Raw genomic sequence first — 19,804 nt, 5'->3', positions numbered from 1 at the left:
TCGAAAAGGCAACCAATCCCCGCTAATCCCCCTCTTCCTCCGCTCTTTTAAAACCGTGCCACATCGACCTGACCAGACTTTCACGATGCACGAAACTTTCAAGCAGTACGCCCAATACATGCAGAATAACCAAAAACACCGTCAAATTGGCAAAAAACTCATGGCTTTCCTCCCATAATTCTTCCTGTGCAGTCCCGACCAGTCCGGCCATAGGCCCGGCGCTCTGATCCGCCGCGTAAACGGCAACCCCGGTCAACGTCGTCAGCAATAGACTGAGCAGCAACAACACGATCATCCAGGCGCCGGCCGGATTATGGCCAAGATAGCGTTTGCCTTTCAACTCGACCACTTCCTGCAGGTAGCGCAGCCCCGCGGCCGGGCTGCAAATAAAATTGGCAAAGCGGGCGTAACGATTGCCGACAAACCCCCAAACGATCCGAAACAGTAATAATCCGCCAATCAGGTAACCCGCCCAAACATGGACCGTCAGCAAATCGTCTTCGCTGACATAAGCAATCAGGAAGGCCGCAACCAACGTCCAATGAAAAATTCTTAGCGGCAGATCCCAGACTTTAACTCTATTACTCATAAGTTCTCCTGATTCAGTTAATGATTATGTCGCCATGAGACGATGTCCTCTATCGGCTCCAGATGGGTGTCGATATCGATGCTGTCAAAACGGCGGCTGATTCGGCTTTCGATCAGCTCTAGCAAGTCGTGGCCTTGTTGCACGGTCCATACGCCAGGCACCAGTATATGCACCGAGATAAAACGACGACTCCCCGAATAGCGTGTGCGCAGCGCGTGGTAGGCGATGCCTTCTCGCCGCACGAACTCATCCAATATCGCGATGATCGTTTCCTGTTCCCGACTGTCCAATGCGACGTCCATCAATCCGGCAAAGGTGCGACGCATCAAACCGATGCCGGTCCAGACGATATTGACGGCCACCAATATCGCGATGATCGGATCCAGTCTTTCCCAGCCCTGATAGCCCAGCCATTGCAGGCCGGCAATAACACCCACGCCGGCGATGACGCCAGCCGTCGTCCACACATCGGTCAACAAATGTCTGCCATCGGCCTCCAGCGTGATCGATTGACGCCGCTTACCGACCCTGATCAATACTCGCGCCACCAGTAAATTAATTAATGAGGCGATCGCCGAAACGACCAAGCCGATATCCAACTGCCGAATTGGCTGCGGATGCAGGAGCCTTTCCCAAGCCACCCACATGATGCTGATCGCCGCCAACAAAATCAGTACGCCTTCGGCGCCGCTAGAAAAATATTCTACTTTTTCGTGACCGTAAGCATGCTTTTCATCCGGCGGCTTAGCCGCCACCGTTAAAGCCAGCAGCGCGATGACCGCCGCCGCCAGATTGATCAACGATTCCATCGCATCGGATAACAAGCCGACTGAGTCGGTCAGCCAATAGGCATAGCTCTTCAACGTGATCGTCGCGACCGCCGCGGCAATCGACAGCCAGGCATAAACGGTTAAAGAGCAGCTCGAATGATTGACAGTCATAGTTCAGCGATTTTCATGAAGAAAAACTTCCTCTGGTTTAAAGCCTGCGGCATTTAGCGCTATGTTCGCACGAAAATCATTGCCGACCGCTGTTACTGATAACGATTTAAGCGATGCGTCCAAATATAATCAGCCGCCTGGTAATACGCCATGTTTTCCTGCACTAATTCCTGCTCGTTTTCCGGCGACAGCAGTTCATTTTTATTCAGAGGGTCGTCAATCACAAACACCTGCTGTTGCGGCGCCAGATAGGTCAGTTTATTGTTTTTAAGCAGGCCCAGCTTCTGATAGTTGCCGATCAAAGCCCGCCCCTGTTTGGCCGGCATTTGCAGGATATCTTTGCCGAAGAAATGACTATCGTAACTAAAATTCAACAAGCCCAATAAGGTCGGCGCGACATCGATCTGGCTGGACAAGGTCGTTATTTTACCGGGCTTTACATGTTTCGGGGCATAAATAAATAATGGAATATGATATTTTTCCACCGGCAAGGCCGCTTTCCGCGCACTGCCTGCGCAGTGATCGGCGACAAGAACAAACACGGTATCATCAAACCAGGGCTTATCCTTGGCCGCCGCAATAAATTCCTTCAGCGCATAATCGGTATACTTGACTCCTCCTGAACGTCCCGTTCCGGAGGGAATATCGATCTTGCCTTCCGGATAAGTATAGGGGCGATGATTGCTGGTGGTCATGATATGAAACAAAAAAGGCTTGTTTGCGGCAAATTCCCGGTCCGCTTCCTTCAGGGCTCGACGCAGCAAATCGTCGTCGGCGACACCCCAGGCATTCTCGAAATGCACCTCCTCATCGCTCAGCTCGGTCTGATCGACGATGCGATAACCGTTGCCGGAAAAAAAGGCGTTCATGTTGTCGAAATATCCTCGACCGCCATATAAAAACACCGTCTCGTAACCTTTCTGCTGAAACACCCGCCCCAGACTGAACATATTGGCGTTATCCGGCCGTTTGACGATCGATCGGCCCGGCGTGGGCGGCACCGACAAAGTCAGCGCCTCGAGACCGCGGGTCGTGCGCGTGCCGGTGGCATAGAAATTCGTGAATAACAGCCCGTCATCCAGCCATTGATCCAGAAACGGCGTCAGTTTTTCCTCATTGCCGAAATGCGCCAGGAAGTTGGCGCTCAGGCTTTCCACGGTAATCAAAACCACATTCAGGCGCTTTTCGTCGCCTGAACGGCTGATATGTCTGTTGACATCATAGAGTCCCGATGCCCCTTTGTCACCTCCATCGATACCGACCAACGCTCTGATTTGCCGCGATAAAAGCCGATCATCGTCCAACGCATAGAAATGACGATAATCGATTTCATTATTTCTGAAGGCGGCGAAAAATTGATAAGGGCCGTTGGTGGCGATTTCATTAATAAAACGGTTTCGAGAAATCTCATGCAGGGACTGGTCGATCGCCGCATAGCTGACCAACGGCAGCACCAATAAAGCCAACGCCATTTTAGCGCGGCTGGCGAAGCGGTCTTCGACCATTAGCCTAGCGTGCAGTTTTTTTCGGGACAGCGCAAACGTCAACACCGCGGCGACGAATATCGCACTCAACAACCCGGTCAACGGATAGGATTCGATGATATTGTTGATCACCTCATGAGTGTAAATCAGGTAGTCGACCGAGATGAAATTGAAACGAACGCCGAATTCGCTCCAGAACAGCCATTCCGCCACCATGTCGAAGTAAAGGCCGTACAGGCACGCGAAAAACAACAGATAGATGATCGCCTTGTTGACTCGCGAACGGTAAAAACGATTCGGCGCCAACAATAAATACAGTGCAAATGGAATCAACAAATAGCTTAGAAAGGCGACGTCATGGATAACGCCTAAGAACAAGGCGATGACCACCTTGTAGGCTGGCTCATCGATATCCGCATAATGCCTAAGCAGCAACATCACCCGGAATAGCGCAAAAATAGGCAGACTGATGGCAAAAGCCAGAGTCAGGATGGAAAAACGAGATTTCATAGATGCAGTGCGACTTGAATTTATTGCCATTGCAGTTCTTTCCAAAAAAAGACGCCAAAAAGGAACAACGAGGAAAACCAACAGATTGCTAATGAGAAAATGTCATGACTCAAAAAGTGAGCGCCACGCATTTGTTGAGTCACGCCAAAAATGATGCCGATCACCATGCCGGCAAGCAGTCCGTAGTGCCGATAGTCGGGTTTTATGGCCAACAGAAAAAAATACAGACTGATGAAGGCGTAACCTCCGCCGGCGTGTCCGGCGGGAAAACAACGCCCAATTGCCAATGGATAGTTGGCGAAATCGAACAGACGGATATAAGGCTTGTCGCCGCCGAACAGGGTTAGGTCCCAGGGACAATAGATATGGGTATTGTTCTTCAATACCGCGATCAGCACCGGACCGGTGATGCTGGCGACAAACAGATAGGCCAATAACTTTGAATAAGGCCGTAAGCTCGCGTAAAAACGCGACAACAGCAAGGCGCCGAACACCAATATCCCCATGGCGATGCTCAATTTCTGCCCCCCGTCATGAAGCACAGTTTTGGTTAGCCAGTGATTGCGCCACGGCCATTGCTGTTGCAGTGAATCGTAAAAATACTGTGCGATTTGAAGATCCAGGCGGGAAAACTCCAGCATGGAAAAAACCAGCACAAACATCATGAACGGAACAATGAAGTGCGTGATGACGAAACGATCAAACTCACACCGAATTTGGGTATGCAAGACCATGTCTCCCGTTAATTAAACAACCGGCTGCAATGATAAAAAAAGCCAAGTTCAGTAAGGGTTAATGGCAGGTTAATTTTGGGTTAAGCGAAGACTATCGACTCAATTCTTTTTTTCCGGCGAACGTTTGGTTGATATCAACCAGTCAATATTGGTTTATATCAACCAACCCGCCTTGGCGTAGACTCCTTGCTCCGTCAACTAAAAAATAAATACCCAATAATTCAAAGCATTACGGACCGCCCCACCTCTGGCATAGGTTTTGCTGAAAGTCGATTGTGTTTCAACTATTGGGATCAGATTGTGAACAACGAATATTTGCAACAGACGACACCTGAATCCGGTTTAGCCGGCTTGAAAAAACACTGGCGCGATGACCTGCTGTCAGGTTTCTTGGTCTTTCTGATCGCCTTGCCCTTATGTCTTGGCATCGCGATGGCTTCGGGCTTGCCGCCGATGGCCGGCATCATCAGCGCCATCGTCGGCGGCATGTTTGTTTCCCGGATCAATGGTTCCTATGTCACGATCACCGGCCCCGCCGCCGGTTTGATCGTGGTGATACTGGACGCCGTTCAGACTCTCGGCGAAGGCGATGCTAGCGCAGGCTATCAATATGCCCTGGCTGCGATCATGGTCGCCGGCATCCTGCAAATGGCGTTGGCTTTTTTCAAGGCCGGCAGCCTCAGTTCGTTTTTCCCCAGTTCGGTGGTGCACGGCATGCTGACGGCGATCGGCATTATCATCATGACCAAGCAAATCCATGTCATGCTGGGCGTGACTCCGGACCCCGGCAGCCTGTTTTCGACGATGGCGCAGATACCTCACAGCATGTTCAACATGAATGCCGAAATCGGTTTGATCGGCAGCGCCGGTCTGTTGATCTTGATTTTGTGGAACAGATTGCGGCATCCGTTGTTGAAAAAAGTCCCCGCGCCGATCGTCGTGGTGTTGCTGGGCATAGGTCTGGGCACTTTTTTCGACCTGCAACACCAGCATATTTTCCATCTGCCCCGCCAGCTGGAAATGCTGACCGGTCAGGCCTTGCATGACGGCGAAGTCGGCCCCAACTACTTGGTTGCCATCTCCAACCATTTCCTGTCCAGTTTTTATTTGCCGAACTTCGGTAAATTCTTCACCGGAGAATTCTGGGTCGCGGTGGTCAGCATCTGCCTGATCGGCAGCCTGGAAAGCGTACTCAGCACCGTCGCAGTCGACAAGCTCGACCCCTACAAGCGCCATTCCAACTTGGACAAGGACTTGGGCGCGATCGGCGCCGGCAATACGCTGTCTGGTCTGATTGGCGGCTCGGCGATGATTTCCGAGATCGTTCGCAGCTCGGCCAATATCGACAACGGCGCCAAGACCGGCTGGGCCAACTTCTTTCACGGCTCGTTGATGCTGTTGTTTGTCGTCTTGTTTCCCCAGGTCATACACAGCATACCGTTGGCCGCTTTGGCCGCCTTGCTGGTGTACACCGGTTTCCGGTTGGCCTCGCCTAAGGAATTCAGCAAGGTTCTTAAAATTGGCAGCGAACAGTTTTTCATATTCATCGTCACCATCGCCGGCGTGTTAGCGACCGATCTGTTGATCGGCGTGGCGATCGGCATAAGCGTCAAAATATTTGTGCATCTCCTGCGCGGCGTGTGGTGGTCTAATTTGTTTAAGGTCCACTTCCACGTGATTGAAACGGACGATGGCATCGTCGTTAAACTGATTGGTTCCGTCTTGTTCACCAATTTTCTGCCGCTGAAAAAAACCTTGGATAACCTGCCTGACGGAAAAAATTTAACGCTGGACTTTTCTAACGGCTACCTTATCGATCATACTGTGATGGAATATTTCCATGACTTCATCCAGGCTTATCAAAGCCGAGGCGGAAGCTGCCGACAGATCGGCGAGCCGATCCATACCTTTTCCAATCATGCACTGGCGGCGCGCCTGATGACCGAGGACGAACGTCGGCACGGCAGCTCGCTTTAACAACTTTTTCGTTGGGAACTGACGATGATTCTATTCTTAGCTTATGCCGCCGTTTGCTTCAGTTTGCTATCGGCTTTGTGCGCCTTGCTGATGCGGCAACGCAACAATCTGATGAGTCTTACGCAAACCTGTTGCGCCCGCTACCCGGCGCAACTCCGGCATTGCAAAGACTGGTTGGAAGCAAACGGTTATCCGCGGCGGATACAACTGACTTCATTTGTGTTGTTAGGCATTAGCGCCGTTTCGGCGATCCTAGCCGGCTTAAGCGTCTTGCTAAGCCAAGCCGTCGTGACCGATCAACTCAGCCTGGGCTTGCCTTGGCTGCCCTGGCATGTCCGCTTCGACAGCTTGTCCGGCCTGTTTTATTTAATCATCGGCATCGCCATCCTGGCCGTTGCCTGTTATGGACCGGGCTATGTCAAGGATGACGACGAACAAGCTCACCCCTTTGCCGTGCTGGGACTGTTTACCGGATTGTTTATCGCCGGCATGTTACTGGTATTGCTAGCCGATGACGCCTTCTTTTTCATGATCGCCTGGGAATTGATGTCGGTGGCCAGTTATTTTCTGGTCGCTTTTCAGCATGAAAATTCGACCAATCGCCGCGCCGCCTTCGTCTATCTGATCATGGCCGAAGTCGGCGCGATCATGATCATCCTGGCCTTCGGAGTGCTGGCCGCTTTTGCCGACGGCTTCACCTTCGACGCCCTGCGTCGAATCGGCTTATCGGAGACCTGGTCCAGCATCGCCTTCGTGCTGGCTTTGCTAGGTTTCGGCATGAAAGCGGGATTGGCGCCGCTGCATGTCTGGTTACCGGAAGCTCATCCGGTAGCGCCATCGCATATCTCTGCATTGATGAGCGGCGTGATGTTAAAAGTCGCCGTCTACGGCCTGATCCGTTTCAGTTTCGACCTGCTCGGAGACATCCAATGGCAATGGGGAGTCGCATTGATGATTCTGGGGGCGTTTTCGGCTCTGGCCGGCATCCTCTATGCGATGATGCAAGCTAATTTGAAACGTTTGTTGGCCTATAGCTCGGTGGAAAACATCGGCATCATCTTCATGGTACTGGGTCTGGCGATGATCTTTCTGGCCAAAGGCCATCCGCAACTGGCCGCGCTGGGTCTGATCGCGGCATTACTGCATGCCTTCAATCATGCTTTGTTCAAGAATCTGTTGTTCCTCGGCGCCGGCATCATCCAGCATCAGGTGCATCAACTGAATATCGAGCTGATGGGCGGTCTGATCCAACGCATGCCCGATACCAGCAAATTATTGCTGGTCGCCTGCATGAGCATAGCTTCCTTGCCCTTGTTCAACGGTTTCGTCTCCGAATGGCTGGCCTTTCAGACCGCGTTACAAGTCGACGTGCTCGCTGACGGCGTGCTGCGCAGCCTGATTCCGGTCGCTGCGGCCGCGTTGGCGTTGACCGCGGCCTTGGCGGCGGCATGTTTCGTCAACCTGTACGGCATAGTATTCCTGGGACAGGCGCGTTCCAGCCACAGCGCCAAAGCGCAGGAGTGTGACGATAAAGGCATGCGACTCAGTCTTGCGCTGCTGGCGGCGTTATGTTTTTTATTCGGTATCTTTCCGGGCCTGATCATCAATTTAATCGAGTCGGTGTCCCTGCAATTGCTGGGACACAGCCTGCCCAATCCGAACGCGGCCGGTTGGCTGTGGCTGGCGCCGGTCGGCGCCGAACAGGCCTCTTATGCAGCGCCGCTGGTGTTGCTCGGCGTACTGATCGCCGGCGGCATCAGTTTTCGCTATCTGCGCCGCGACCCGGCCATGGCGCTACGCCAATCGGAAACCTGGGATTGCGGCTTTGGCGGCATCACGCCTCGGATGCAATACACCGGCGGCGCCTTCACGATGCCGTTTCGGCGCATCTTCGCCAAGGTCTGGCGACTCGAAGAACAAATCGACCGGCAAACGGACGACATCGGACTGCAGGTAAGCGATATCCATTATCAACTTCATGTCGAGGACCATTGCTGGCCGAGTCTCTATCAACCGCTGGAACGTAGCGTCAACCGCTCCGCTCGCCTGATCGGACGCATCCAAACCGGCAACATACGCACCTATCTGGCCTACTCGTTCGCCACCTTATTACTGTTGTTATGGATCATCAGCTGATGAATGTCTTACTCGCCATCCTGCAAACATTGCTGTTCATCATCTTGGCGCCGCTATTGGCCGGCTGGCTGAAGCGCTGTAAATGCTACTTACAGAACCGCAAGGCGCCCTCATTGATGCAACCTTATCGCGATTTGCTCAAATTGACGCACAAACAACCGGTAGTCTCCAAGCAAGCCTCTTGGCTGTTCGTGATCTCGCCCTACATTATCTTTTCGGCGATGGTATTGGCTGCCGCGGTGGTGCCGCTGATTGCGGTCGATCTGCCGACCGCCGCCGGCGCCGATGTCATCGTATTGGTCGGCTTCTTCGCCTTCGCCCGCTTTTTCCTGGCCTTGGCCGGCCTCGATGTCGGCACCGCCTTCGGCGGCATGGGCTCGTCGCGGGAAATGACCATTTCATCGCTGGCCGAACCGGCCATGCTGATGGCGATATTCACGCTGACGATGACAGCCTCGACCACCAACCTGTCCTATGCCATCGCCCACGTCTTGGGGGAAGGCATGGTGTTACGGCCCTCGTTCATCTTCGCTCTGTTCGCGCTAGTGCTGGTGGCGATCGCCGAATGCGGCCGCATTCCGGTGGACAATCCCGCCACCCATCTGGAACTGACGATGATCCACGAAGCGATGATCCTGGAATACAGCGGCCGCCACTTGGCGCTGATCGAATGGGCCAGCCAGCTGAAGCTGATGTTGTATGGCGTGCTGATCGCCAATATCTTCTTTCCTTGGGGCATCGCCGAAACATTGACGTTGCAAGATCTGGGCTACGGGCTATTGGCGATCGTCGGTAAACTGGCGCTGTTGGCCATCGTGTTGGCGCTGTCGGAAACGCTGTTCGCAAAAATGCGCCTGTTCCGGGTGCAGGAATATCTCAGTTTCGCCTACTTGCTGGGGCTGCTGGGAATGCTCAGTCATATCATTCTGGAGGCGTCCCGCTAATGAATATCGAACAATTGGATTTGTATACTCAAATCATCCTATCGTTGGCGGGATTAATCATGCTGACCTCGTTCATCATGCTGGGCCAGGGCCGCTTATTGCGGTTGGTGTTCGTCTTCGCGCTGCAGGGCTTGCTGCTGGTGCTGGCGACCGCGCTGGCGGCTTACAGTTTCAGCAATCATCATCTCTATATTTCCGCGGCGATCACGCTGGTGCTGAAGGTCTTGTTCATCCCCTGGATGCTCAGGGGGCATATCCTGAAACTGAACATGCACCGCGATGTCGAAGCGCTGAACAATAAAACCACGATCATGCTGGGCGGCGCCTCGCTGGTGATATTCAGTTATTACGTGCTGCATCCGATCCTGGCCGACTCGACCATCGTTCTGCTCAATGCCTTGGCCTTGAGTCTGGCCGTGGTGCTGTTGGGCATGTTGCTGATGATTTCGCATCGCCAGGCCATCGCTCATGTCGTCGGTTTCATGTCGATCGAAAATGGCTTGTTCTTCGCCGCAATCGTCTCCACCCGCGGCATGCCGATGGTGGTCGAACTGGGCGTGGCTTTCGATGTGCTGGTCGCCGCGGTATTGTTCGGCATCTTTTTCCTGCATATCAGCAACAGCATCGATACGCTGGATGTGGACCGTCTAAACCGCTTAAGCGAGGAGGATGAATGATTCCGGCTTATTTACTGCTGCTATTGCCCTTTGTTGGAATCATTTATTTCGCGATGTTGGGGCACAAGGAAGACATCGGTCGGCAAAACGTCTGGTTCAATGGCATCGCCTTGTTGCTGTCATTGTCGTTGGCGCTTAACGTCTTCAATTCAGGCGCACTGATTTCGACTGATCAGTATTTCATCGTCGATTCCTTCAATGTCTATTTGATCGTATTGACCGCCTTCGTCGGCCTGACCACGGCTATTTTTTCCGCTCCCTATATGGATCATGAAAAACAGCTGGGTAAATTGACCGACACCCGCCTGAAGTTGTATTACTCGATGTATCAGGGGTTCATGTTTGCGATGTATCTGGTGCTGACCACCAATAATATGGGCATCATGTGGGTGGCGATGGAGGCGGCGACGCTGGCGACCGTACTGCTGGTCAGTCTGTACCGAACCCCAGAATCGGTCGAGGCGGCCTGGAAGTATTTCATCCTGTGCGGCGTCGGTATAGCCCAGGCTTTGTTCGGCACGATATTATTGTATTATGCGGCGACCCAAATCAACGATGCCGAAAACGCGCTGATGTGGTCGGTGCTGTTAGATCATGCCGGCAAGCTCAACCCCGACATCTTGGAGATCGCCTTCGTCTTCATGCTGGTCGGCTACGGTACCAAAATCGGCTTGGTGCCCTTGCACAATTGGCTGCCGGACGCGCATTCCGAAGGCCCGACGCCGATGTCGGCGGTATTGTCCGGCCTGCTGCTGAACGACGCCTTGTATGCGGTCGTGCGCAACAAGATGCTGGTCGACGGCGCCACCGGCAGCGACATTGCCGGCTACCTGATGATGGGCTTCGGACTGTTGTCGTTTCTGGTCGCGGCGTTCTTCCTGCACCGGCAGAAAGACATCAAACGGCTGTTCAGTTATTCCTCGATCGAACACATGGGCATGATGACCTTCGCCTTCGGCATCGGCACGCCGTTTGCGACCTTCGCCGCGTTGTTGCACATGACCGTGCATTCGCTGACTAAGTCGGCCATCTTCGTGACCGTCGGCCATGCCGCGCAAATCGCCGGCACCCAGCGTATCGAAAAAATTCGCGGCCTGATCCGAACCCAACCCAAGGTCGGATGGGGCCTGTTGATCGGCACGCTGGCGATCGCCGGTTTTCCACCGTTCGGCGTCTTCACCAGCGAGTTTCTGGTATTGCTGGCGACGATGCGGAGTTATCCGTGGCTGACTCCGCTGCTGCTATTGGGCATCGGCATCGCCTGCGCCGGACTGTTCCGCAACATTCAACCGATGGTCTACGGCGAATGTCCGCAAGGTCAACAAGCCGTCAAGGCCAATCTATGGCCTGTGATCATTCATCTGGCGCTGGTGTTATGGCTGGGCTTGGCGATTCCCGATTCACTGGCCAACTGGTTTACCCAGGCCACTCTCTTAATTTCAGGGAGCGCACCACTATGAGTGAATTCGAGTCCGATTGGCGTCAGAGTTTATTGGCTCTGCTGGAAAATGCCGCAATCAACGTTCGGATCGCCGGCGCCGCTATTGAACAGTGGCATATTAGCGCCGAAGACTGGCAACGCTTTGCAGAACTGGCCAAACAACAGCGACTCCGCTGGGCGGCAGGCTGGGCCGAACATCTCGGCAGCGATTTTGTCGTCAACGCCTGTTTTGAAAAACAGGGTCGCTACCTATGGCTGAAAACGACCTTAACCGCCGACAACCTCGAATTGCCGTCGCAAGCAGGACTATACCCGGCCGCCAGCCGTAGCGAAAGACATAGCCAGGATATGTTCGGCGTCAACTTCGCCGGCCACCCCGACTCGCGGCCGTGGACACGGCATAAAGCCTGGAACAAACATCAGTATCCGTTGCGCAAGGATTTTCCGTTACCAGGCGAACCGGAGAAACAGACTCCGCCCGACATCGACTATAACTTCATCAAGGCGCGCGGCTCGGGCGTTTATGAAATTCCGGTCGGCCCGGTCCATGCCGGCATCATCGAACCGGGGCATTTTCGCTTTCAGGCAGTCGGCGAAACCGTGCTGCATTTGGAAGAGCGCTTGGGCTATGTGCACAAGGGTATCGAGAAGCTGGCCGAAGGCCGCTCCCCCGAAGCCTTGACCAAGTTGGCCGGGCGCATATCCGGCGACAGCACAGTCGCGCACAGCTGGGCGGCCTGTCGGGCGATGGAACTGGCCGCCGGACTCGCCATCCCGCCGCGCGCCGGATTCATTCGCGCCCTGCTCTGTGAACGCGAACGCATCGCCAATCATCTCGGCGACATCGGCGCGATCTGCAACGACGTCGGCTTCGCCTTCGCCCAGATGCAGTTCAGCCGCCTGCGCGAACTATGGCAACGCAGTCAGGCCGAAACCTTCGGCCATCGATTGCTGATGGACAGCATCGTGCCGGGCGGCGTGAACACGAATCTGTCTGACGAACATTGCGCGCTGATGCAGCAAGAGATACAGGCTTTACGCGCCGAGCTGGATGAACTGTTGCCGGCCTTGGACTTGAATTCGTCGCTGGAAGACCGCTTATTGACCACCGGCTTTCTATCGACACAAACCGCCGAGCTATTCGGTTGCCTGGGATATGTCGGCCGCGCCAGCGGTCAGGATTTCGATGTGCGACGCGATGCGCCCTATCCGCCTTACGACCATTTGGCCTTCAAGGCGGCGGTGGAAACACAGGGCGACGTCGCTTCCAGACTCTGGATCCGGGTCAAGGAAATCTTCGCCGCTATCAAGCTGATCGAACAAATCCTGCAACAACTGCCCGGCGGCGACATCATCGCGCCTTGGCGGCGCCCACCCGAACACAGCGAGGGGCTGGCGATGATCGAAGGTTGGCGCGGCGAAATCATCACTTATGTCCGCTTCGCCGACGACAATCGCGTCAGCCGCTTTTACGCTAGAGATCCCAGCCTACTGAATTGGCCGGCCCTGGAAAGAATCGTGCTGAACAATATCGTGCCGGATTTTCCGGTCTGCAACAAATCCGTCAACGGCTCTTATTCGGGCCATGACTTATAGGACTCGTCGATGTTAAGACTTTTTCTCAAAACACTGAAAACCGGCGTCATCACCGAACGGCAGAAACGTCCGAAAGATTCCGAATTGGAACGCTTGGGCATAGTCGTGAAGCGCCATATCGACAAACATTTCTCCGGAAGCTTGGCGATACGCGAAATCGATGCCGGCTCCTGTAACGGCTGTGAACTGGAAATCCATGCGCTGAACAACCCCTTTTACGATGTGGAACGCTTCGGCATTCATTTCGTCGCTTCGCCGCGACATGCCGATGTCTTATTGGTGACCGGACCGGTATCCCGACATATGCAAACGGCGCTGCTGCGCACCTATGAAGCGACGCCCAACCCGAAATGGGTGATTGCGGTCGGCGACTGCGCCGCCTGCGGCGGTGAATTCGGTGTTTCCTACGCCTGTTGCGGCGCGGTCTCGAACGTGATTCCGGTCGATGTCGTGATTCCCGGTTGTCCGCCTACGCCGGACGCCTTGCTGCAAGGCTTGCTCGGTTTAATGAAAAAAAGATGTAATTATTCAGCGTATTTTTATCAGAGGGAGTAGGCTATTGATTTATCGGGCTGTCTGCAACAGGACGTTGCAGTCAGAGCTTACATGGAAGTATTCACGCGTCCCGAGAAATCAATGGTCTACTCCCTAAACCCTGAAAGATACTGAATAGTTACAAAAAGATAATGAAATCTAACGGTCGCGACATTAGAGCCGGATATATTATGATAGGCTGATACGCCCTATCAATCAGGAGAAAATGAATGAAAAAAACAACGTCAATCTGGCTGCTCGCCCCCCTATTGGCCTGCGCCAGTCAAACCTTGAACGCCAAAGAGATCGCCCCGGCGCCGAACGGCATCGAGGTCCCTAAAGGTTATCAAAACTGGCAATTCATCGGCACTTCGCATCGCACCGACAACAACAGCCTGCGCATCATCGTCGGCAATGATATCGCCGTCGCCGCGGTCAAGTCCGGTAAAACCAAGCCCTGGCCCAAAGGCAGCATACTCGGCAAACTGGTGTGGAAAGACTCGCAACATCCCGATTGGGATCAAGCCACGGTGCCGGGTAAGTTGTCGCATATCGAGTTCATGATCAAAGACTCGAACAAATATAAAAAAACCGGCGGCTGGGGTTATGCGCGCTGGAAAGGCATGAAGGCCGAACCCTATGGTGAAAACGCCGAATTCGCCCAGGAATGTTTTAATTGTCACAGTATCGTCAAACAGAACGATTATGTTTTCACCCGAGCGGTTAAACTGCCTTGATCTCGGGTATTTTCTATCGGCCTATTTAATGCAGCAATTCCCAGTTTGAACATTTTTGCTGTGTTTAGGGCATGGGGTGTGTCTGTCGAGGAGCGCCGTTCGCCCAGCACCTAAATTATCCTGGAATGTAAAATATAGTCCTGTAGCCATGGAATTTAGGTGCTGGGTAAACCCATCCCTGGGGGCTTGACGGCAGCATCCTTGCTGCCGACATCCTCGCCAAACACACCCCATGCCCTTTTTGAACGCCAAAGTGGGAATTGCTGCTATTTAATGTCCACTGCCCGCGTCGAATCGCGGGCAGTGAACGTCCGCTCACCGATGAGCCAAAACCAGCCTGTCGTTGCATCGCTGCGTGCTGAATTTGTCAGCATGTCGGTAACATAAACGGCGACTTTCCTTAATCCGATTAATCCATCGCCGGTGATGGTTTTAATCAAACTTGCCCACAGTGCTAAAAGCCGCTAGTAGCGACATTTTCCCAATCCGAATTATTGACTATTGCCTCTTAAGAGAGGACATTCGACCGAGGTTTTCAGAGCATGCGTAATCTATTATTCAGACCGCTGATCGTTGTCAGCATGGTTTTAAGTCTGTTTATCTTGGCTGAATTAGTGGCTATCGGCGGATTGACCTGGCGCAATCATCAACGCCTGAATATTCTGGAAAAGGATATCCGCAACGGCCATCGCTTGGAAGAAACGATCTTCATCTTATTGAAGAACCAGCTACAACAAAGCAAGGCAGACTCGCAGCCCGACCGTGTCGCCGTTAAGCTGGAGAATATTTTGCCGCCCGAACAAATCAATGATCCGGGCATAATCGCCGATATCCGAAAATTACAAGCCGCCTTCGGCAAAGCGGTGACCGGCGACAACGACAGTCTGGTGCGAACACTGGACACGACCCGGCAAATATTTTCCCGACAAATTTACGAAGAAGAAAATTTACTCGAGAAGATCGCCGAAGACAGCCAGCTGGAATTTGAACTGGCCGTGGTTTTACCCTTGTTGACATTCCTGATTCTTTTCGTGATCGGGCGTTATGTGTTCAAACGCAACGTTTTGACGCCACTGGATTCACTGAAGGAATTCCTACAAATGCTCGCCCGCGGCGATCGGCGTCCGATTCAGCAACAAACCGCCGACCCCAACATGCAAGCTTTGTTCGATAATTACAATAAACTGGTCATGCGTCTAACCGAACTCGAGCGGGAACAGCAAGACTATACGACCGAGCTGGAACATAAAATACGTCAAACCACGTCCAGCTTACTGGAAAAAAGCCAACAGATCGCCCGCAGCGAACGCCTGTCGGTAGTCGCCGAACTCGCGGCCAGCACCGCTCACGAACTGCGCAACCCATTGGCGGGGATACAACTGGCGCTGGAAAATATTCTGCTGGATTGCGACGATCCAGAACTCTGCGAAAGACTGACGACCGTCAATACCGAAATCAAACGTCTAACCCAGCATTTAAACGACCTGCTGGCTTTGACCCGGCCTTCGACCGACTCGGCCGAACCGGTCGACATCGAGCGCATCTGCAATGAGTTAAGTCTTTTTCTTAAATATCAGATCCCAGAAAATGTCAGTCTGCGTTATAATATCGATCCAAAACTAAATATCCATCTACCGGCTACCGAGTTTCGCCTGGCATTGCTGAATTTATTATTGAATTCGATCCATGCCATCGGTCAGGAACCGGGACATATCGAACTGACGGTTCGACAAGCGGAAAAACAAATGATTATCACCGTTGAGGATAGCGGCCCCGGTTTTGCCGAATCGTTATTGAAAAAAGGCATACAGCCGTTTGTCAGCCTCAAGAAAAAAGGCACGGGACTCGGCCTAGCGATGGTTCAGCGCTTCGTCAAATCCCGCCAGGGTGAAATTCGCCTCCATAATAATGATCAAGGACATGCCTGTGTCACCTTGACGCTACCGCTGACAGAAACATGAAAGACTGTTTATTGATTATCGAAGACGAAAAACTGCTAGGGCTTGAACTGAAACGTTTTTTCACCAAGCAAGGCTGGGAAATCGAATGGGTCGAGACCCTCGAAGACGCCCGGCAAGTGCTATTGCAACAAAAAATCGATCCTTTGGTGGTGCTGTCCGACATGAATTTGCCGGACGGCAATGGGCTGGATTTTCTCGAAGCCATGCGCGACAAAAATATCGAGGGGATAGAATGGCTGTTTCTAACCGGTTACGGCAATATCGCCGATTCGGTGCGCGCATTGCGTTTGGGGGCCTTCGATTTCATCGAAAAGCCCTGCGAATTGAATCGGCTGAGTCTGCAGATCGAAGGGGCGACCCGTAGCGCCAAGGCTCAACGACGCTTGCTGTTGGAAACCCAAAGCAGCCATCGAAAATATTCCACCGATGCGCTGCTGGGCAATAGCATCAACAGCAAGCGACTGCGCGAGATGTTGAAAAGAATCTCGCAAGTTCCTTTTTCCAGCCTGGTCATACACGGCGAGACCGGCACCGGCAAAGGCTTGCTAGCCAAGGTATTGCATTATAGCGGCAGACGGGCCAAGCAGCCATTAGTGGAAATCAACTGTGCGGCCTTGCCCCATGAACTGCTGGAATCGGAATTGTTCGGCTTCGAGGCCGGCGCCTTCACCAATGCCCGAAAGAGGCATCGCGGCCTGTTTGAACAGGCCCATCAAGGCACGTTGTTTCTCGATGAAATCGGAGAAATGGAACTGGGCCTGCAAAGTAAACTGTTGAAAGCGGTCGAGGAATTAAAAATCCGCCGCCTAGGCAGCGAAACCGAAATCGATGTCGATGTGCAAATTATCGCGGCTACGAACAAGGACCTGTCCAAACAAGTGGCGGCAGGAAAATTCCGCGAAGATCTCTATCATCGCCTCAGCGTCTTGGCGGTGCATATCGAACCGTTAAGACAAAGACTGGAAGACCTGGACGATTTAGTGCCGGCCTTTATCGGTGAATTCAACGCCAAATCCGGCAAAAAAGTCAGCAGCGAACTCTGCGACGAGACATGGCGGCAATTGAAAGACTATCATTGGCCCGGCAATACCCGGGAATTGCGTAACGTCATCGAACGCTGCGTGTTGTTGGCCGAAGACGATAAATTTCCGTTGCAATGGCTGCAATTATCAGGCAAAGTTGAAGTAGAAAACCCGGCAACGCCCGACTCCGCCAAACACCTGCAAATACCGCTGGACGGCAGCCTGTCGTTACAGGACATGGAAAAATATATTTTGCAAAGGGTCTTGGAACTGACCGACTACAATGTCACGGCGGCCGCCAGAATGCTGGGCTCGACCCGAGAAACATTACGCTACCGAGTACAAAAATATCAGCTAAAATATCCATGAACTCGCTTCCGTTCGATTTAAAAAATCGTAAAGAGGATCTCAAACAATAGGGCGATTTTTTAGCCCGCATTCAGGTTGAAACTAGTACATAGCCAATATTATTCTGCAATTCCCACTTTGGCGTTCAAAAAGGGCATGGGGTGTGTTTGGCGAGGATGTCGGCAGCAAGGATGCGGCCGTCAAGCCCCCAGGGATGGGTTTACGGCGCTCCTCGACAGACATGCCCCATGCCCTAAACACCGCAAAAATGCTCAAACTGGGAATTGCTGGCGCCTACCGAGTACCCGTCATATATAACATGACTGAGTACTAGGTCCAGAGTAATCGTTCCAACCTTGCACCTTAGCATAAGAGGCACGGCTTAATGGAAGATTCCAGCGCAAATCAAGCAACCGCGATCGGCGTCATCGCCGAAGTCCACGGCCCGGTCGTGACCATCGATTGCAAACAGCTGCCGCCGTTACGGCGGGCATTATATACCCGTTTCGATCACACCATTTTTGTGTTTGAAGTCCATCAGCATCTTGACCAACGCCATGTCCGCGCCATTACCCTGCACGGCATGGCCGGCCTCAGCCGCGGGATGGCGGTATTTGATAGCGGTGCGCCGCTACATGTACCGGTCGATAAACAATGCCTGGGACGCCTGCTGAATATATTCGGTGAACCGCTGGATGGCTTGCCGGAACTGCCGAAACAGGAGTTTCGTAATATCCACGCCAAGCCGGCAGCCCTCTATGAGACCATCGGCTTCAGCGACATTCTGCAGACCGGCATCAAGGTCATCGATCTGCTCTGTCCGTTCATCAAGGGCGGTAAAACAGGCCTGTTCGGCGGCGCAGGCGTCGGCAAGACCGTGCTGGTGATGGAGTTTATTCATGCCGTATCGGCCATACACCAGGGCGTGTCGGTATTTTCCGGGGTCGGCGAACGCATCCGCGAAGCGCACGAACTGTGGCGGGAAATGCAGCAAGCCGGCGTCATGCAGGACACCTTGATGGTGTTCGGACAAATGGACGAATCCCCCGGCGTGCGTTTCCGCGTCGGACTGTCGGCATTAACCTATGCCGAATATCTGCGCGATAGCCTGCAAAAGGAAGTGCTGTTCGTGATGGACAACGTGTTCCGCTTCGTCCAGGCTGGCAGCGAAGTCTCCAGCCTGCTCGGGCGCATGCCGGCCACGGTCGGCTATCAACCGACGCTGACCACCGAAGTCGCCGAATTGGAAGAGCGCATCCTGTCCACCCAGCGCGGCAACATCACCTCGGTACAGGCGGTCTATGTGCCGGCCGACGACATGACCGATCCCGCGGTCAGCGCCATACTGAGCCATCTCGACACCACGGTCATCCTATCCAGGGACCAGGCCAGCAAAGGCTTTTATCCAGCCGTCGATCCGCTACACTCTGCCAGCAAACTGATGGACAAGCATACGCTAGGCGAACGTCATTACCAGATCGCCGAAGGCGTGCGCGAGCACCTGGCCCGTTATCACGAACTGGAAGATATCATCGCGATGCTGGGCATCGAGGAATTGTCGGAAAACGACCGCCGCATCGTCATGCGCGCCCGCAAATTGCAACGCTATCTAACCCAACCGTTCAAGGTATTGGCGCAACATAGCAGACAACCCGGCGTCTCGGTGCCGCTGGAACAGACTTTGACCGATTGCGAAGCCTTTTTGCAGGGAAAGTACGACGATCTACCGGAAGATCGGTGTTATATGCGCGGCAGCATGCAGGAGTCATTGTGAATCATTTTACCCTGCAACTCTATGATGCCACGCAACAACAGCGCATCGACGAGGTGACTTGTTTCGTCGGTGAAGACGACAGCGGCTCGTTCAGCCTGAAGGCGTATCATGCCCGTTTCATGACTACGCTGGTATTCGGCTTAGCCCGTTTTCGCCTGCAAAACGGCGACTGGCGCTATCTAGCACTGCCCGGAGGCGTGCTTTATTTCAACGCCAATGCATTGACGATCAGCACGCGCCATTTTTTGATCGATAGCGATTTCGAACGCATCAGCGAACAATTGAAACAACAACTATTGGCCGAAGAGGAGACGGTAAGCAAGACACGAAAGAGCCTGCAGAAAATGGAGCAGTCGATGCTAACCAAGCTATGGAAGTTGCAACGTCATTACGAGTAAA

At 53.3% G+C, this 19,804-nt stretch carries 16 protein-coding genes; 12 read left to right on the top strand and 4 right to left on the bottom strand.

The window, feature by feature from the left end:
• Positions 1 to 22 precede the first annotated feature (22 nt).
• From Q9L42_RS09535 to Q9L42_RS09520, 4 genes are all read right to left on the bottom strand, one after another.
• Entirely contained in the window at positions 23 to 589 is a 567-nt protein-coding gene (locus Q9L42_RS09535) for a cytochrome b/b6 domain-containing protein (RefSeq protein ID WP_305908671.1), read from the bottom strand.
• Between the two features lie 17 nt (positions 590 to 606).
• On the bottom strand, positions 607 to 1,530 hold the full coding sequence (locus tag Q9L42_RS09530; RefSeq protein WP_305908672.1) for a cation diffusion facilitator family transporter: 924 nt from the start codon (positions 1,528 to 1,530) through the stop codon (positions 607 to 609).
• Positions 1,531 to 1,622: 92 nt separating this feature from the next.
• Positions 1,623 to 3,554 (bottom strand): LTA synthase family protein, encoded by a 1,932-nt coding sequence (locus tag Q9L42_RS09525; RefSeq protein ID WP_349432686.1) that lies wholly within the window; start codon positions 3,552 to 3,554, stop codon positions 1,623 to 1,625.
• Entirely contained in the window at positions 3,545 to 4,252 is a 708-nt protein-coding gene (locus Q9L42_RS09520; protein ID WP_349432685.1) for a phosphatase PAP2 family protein, read from the bottom strand. Before Q9L42_RS09520 ends, Q9L42_RS09525 begins: the two co-directional genes overlap by 10 nt.
• 306 nt (positions 4,253 to 4,558) lie before the next feature.
• Here Q9L42_RS09520 and Q9L42_RS09515 point away from each other — a divergent pair, with 306 nt between their 5' ends.
• The 12 genes from Q9L42_RS09515 to Q9L42_RS09460 all read left to right on the top strand — a co-directional run bounded on the left by Q9L42_RS09515 (position 4,559) and on the right by Q9L42_RS09460 (position 19,803).
• A complete protein-coding gene (locus tag Q9L42_RS09515; RefSeq protein WP_349432684.1) occupies positions 4,559 to 6,235 on the top strand; it encodes a SulP family inorganic anion transporter in 1,677 nt (558 codons plus the stop codon).
• Between the two features lie 24 nt (positions 6,236 to 6,259).
• The gene (gene hyfB / locus Q9L42_RS09510; RefSeq protein WP_349432683.1) at positions 6,260 to 8,371 is read left to right on the top strand and encodes a hydrogenase 4 subunit B; all 2,112 of its coding nucleotides are present in this window, start codon (positions 6,260 to 6,262) and stop codon (positions 8,369 to 8,371) included.
• Positions 8,356 to 9,315 (top strand): respiratory chain complex I subunit 1 family protein, encoded by a 960-nt coding sequence (locus tag Q9L42_RS09505; RefSeq protein ID WP_305908678.1) that lies wholly within the window; start codon positions 8,356 to 8,358, stop codon positions 9,313 to 9,315. The genes hyfB and Q9L42_RS09505 overlap by 16 nt, the downstream gene beginning before the upstream one ends.
• Complete coding sequence (locus Q9L42_RS09500; RefSeq protein WP_305908679.1) at positions 9,315 to 9,992, top strand: formate hydrogenlyase; 678 nt, start codon at positions 9,315 to 9,317, stop codon at positions 9,990 to 9,992. The genes Q9L42_RS09505 and Q9L42_RS09500 overlap by 1 nt, the downstream gene beginning before the upstream one ends.
• Entirely contained in the window at positions 9,989 to 11,452 is a 1,464-nt protein-coding gene (locus Q9L42_RS09495) for a hydrogenase 4 subunit F (RefSeq protein ID WP_305908680.1), read from the top strand. The genes Q9L42_RS09500 and Q9L42_RS09495 overlap by 4 nt, the downstream gene beginning before the upstream one ends.
• Positions 11,449 to 13,029, top strand: a complete 1,581-nt coding sequence (locus Q9L42_RS09490; RefSeq protein ID WP_305908681.1) for an NADH-quinone oxidoreductase subunit C — start codon at positions 11,449 to 11,451, stop codon at positions 13,027 to 13,029. The genes Q9L42_RS09495 and Q9L42_RS09490 overlap by 4 nt, the downstream gene beginning before the upstream one ends.
• Positions 13,030 to 13,038: 9 nt before the next feature.
• Entirely contained in the window at positions 13,039 to 13,584 is a 546-nt protein-coding gene (locus Q9L42_RS09485) for an NADH-quinone oxidoreductase subunit B family protein (RefSeq protein WP_349432681.1), read from the top strand.
• Positions 13,585 to 13,793: 209 nt separating this feature from the next.
• The gene (locus Q9L42_RS09480; RefSeq protein WP_349432680.1) at positions 13,794 to 14,300 is read left to right on the top strand and encodes a cytochrome P460 family protein; all 507 of its coding nucleotides are present in this window, start codon (positions 13,794 to 13,796) and stop codon (positions 14,298 to 14,300) included.
• Between the two features lie 542 nt (positions 14,301 to 14,842).
• Positions 14,843 to 16,261: a sensor histidine kinase gene (locus tag Q9L42_RS09475; RefSeq protein ID WP_305908685.1), complete on the top strand. Its 1,419-nt coding sequence runs from the start codon at positions 14,843 to 14,845 to the stop codon at positions 16,259 to 16,261.
• Positions 16,258 to 17,652 carry a sigma-54-dependent transcriptional regulator gene (locus Q9L42_RS09470; RefSeq protein WP_349432679.1) on the top strand — a complete coding sequence of 465 codons (1,395 nt, stop codon included), beginning with the start codon at positions 16,258 to 16,260 and terminating at the stop codon, positions 17,650 to 17,652. The genes Q9L42_RS09475 and Q9L42_RS09470 overlap by 4 nt, the downstream gene beginning before the upstream one ends.
• Before the next feature lie 364 nt (positions 17,653 to 18,016).
• Positions 18,017 to 19,405: a F0F1 ATP synthase subunit beta gene (atpD, locus tag Q9L42_RS09465; protein WP_305908686.1), complete on the top strand. Its 1,389-nt coding sequence runs from the start codon at positions 18,017 to 18,019 to the stop codon at positions 19,403 to 19,405.
• Positions 19,402 to 19,803, top strand: a complete 402-nt coding sequence (locus tag Q9L42_RS09460; protein WP_305908687.1) for a F0F1 ATP synthase subunit epsilon — start codon at positions 19,402 to 19,404, stop codon at positions 19,801 to 19,803. The genes atpD and Q9L42_RS09460 overlap by 4 nt, the downstream gene beginning before the upstream one ends.
• Position 19,804: the final 1 nt, after the last annotated feature.

The sequence above is a fragment of the Methylomarinum sp. Ch1-1 genome (assembly GCF_030717995.2).
GTDB classification, from domain to species: Bacteria; Pseudomonadota; Gammaproteobacteria; order Methylococcales; family Methylomonadaceae; genus Methylomarinum; species Methylomarinum roseum.
Note: the sequence above shows the minus strand (reverse complement) of the source record. Positions and strands in the feature narration are given on the sequence as shown.

What these genes read in the sequence shown, in the direction of transcription:
- Q9L42_RS09535 (WP_305908671.1), bottom strand. Translation starts at nt 589, where the DNA reads ATGAGTAATAGAGTTAAAGTCTGGGATCTGCCGCTAAGAATTTTTCAT.
- Q9L42_RS09530 (WP_305908672.1), bottom strand. Translation starts at nt 1,530, where the DNA reads ATGACTGTCAATCATTCGAGCTGCTCTTTAACCGTTTATGCCTGGCTG.
- Q9L42_RS09525 (WP_349432686.1), bottom strand. Translation starts at nt 3,554, where the DNA reads ATGGCAATAAATTCAAGTCGCACTGCATCTATGAAATCTCGTTTTTCC.
- hyfB (WP_349432683.1), top strand. Translation starts at nt 6,260, where the DNA reads ATGATTCTATTCTTAGCTTATGCCGCCGTTTGCTTCAGTTTGCTATCG.
- Q9L42_RS09505 (WP_305908678.1), top strand. Translation starts at nt 8,356, where the DNA reads ATGGATCATCAGCTGATGAATGTCTTACTCGCCATCCTGCAAACATTG.
- Q9L42_RS09500 (WP_305908679.1), top strand. Translation starts at nt 9,315, where the DNA reads ATGAATATCGAACAATTGGATTTGTATACTCAAATCATCCTATCGTTG.
- Q9L42_RS09495 (WP_305908680.1), top strand. Translation starts at nt 9,989, where the DNA reads ATGATTCCGGCTTATTTACTGCTGCTATTGCCCTTTGTTGGAATCATT.
- Q9L42_RS09490 (WP_305908681.1), top strand. Translation starts at nt 11,449, where the DNA reads ATGAGTGAATTCGAGTCCGATTGGCGTCAGAGTTTATTGGCTCTGCTG.
- Q9L42_RS09485 (WP_349432681.1), top strand. Translation starts at nt 13,039, where the DNA reads ATGTTAAGACTTTTTCTCAAAACACTGAAAACCGGCGTCATCACCGAA.
- Q9L42_RS09480 (WP_349432680.1), top strand. Translation starts at nt 13,794, where the DNA reads ATGAAAAAAACAACGTCAATCTGGCTGCTCGCCCCCCTATTGGCCTGC.
- Q9L42_RS09475 (WP_305908685.1), top strand. Translation starts at nt 14,843, where the DNA reads ATGCGTAATCTATTATTCAGACCGCTGATCGTTGTCAGCATGGTTTTA.
- Q9L42_RS09470 (WP_349432679.1), top strand. Translation starts at nt 16,258, where the DNA reads ATGAAAGACTGTTTATTGATTATCGAAGACGAAAAACTGCTAGGGCTT.
- atpD (WP_305908686.1), top strand. Translation starts at nt 18,017, where the DNA reads ATGGAAGATTCCAGCGCAAATCAAGCAACCGCGATCGGCGTCATCGCC.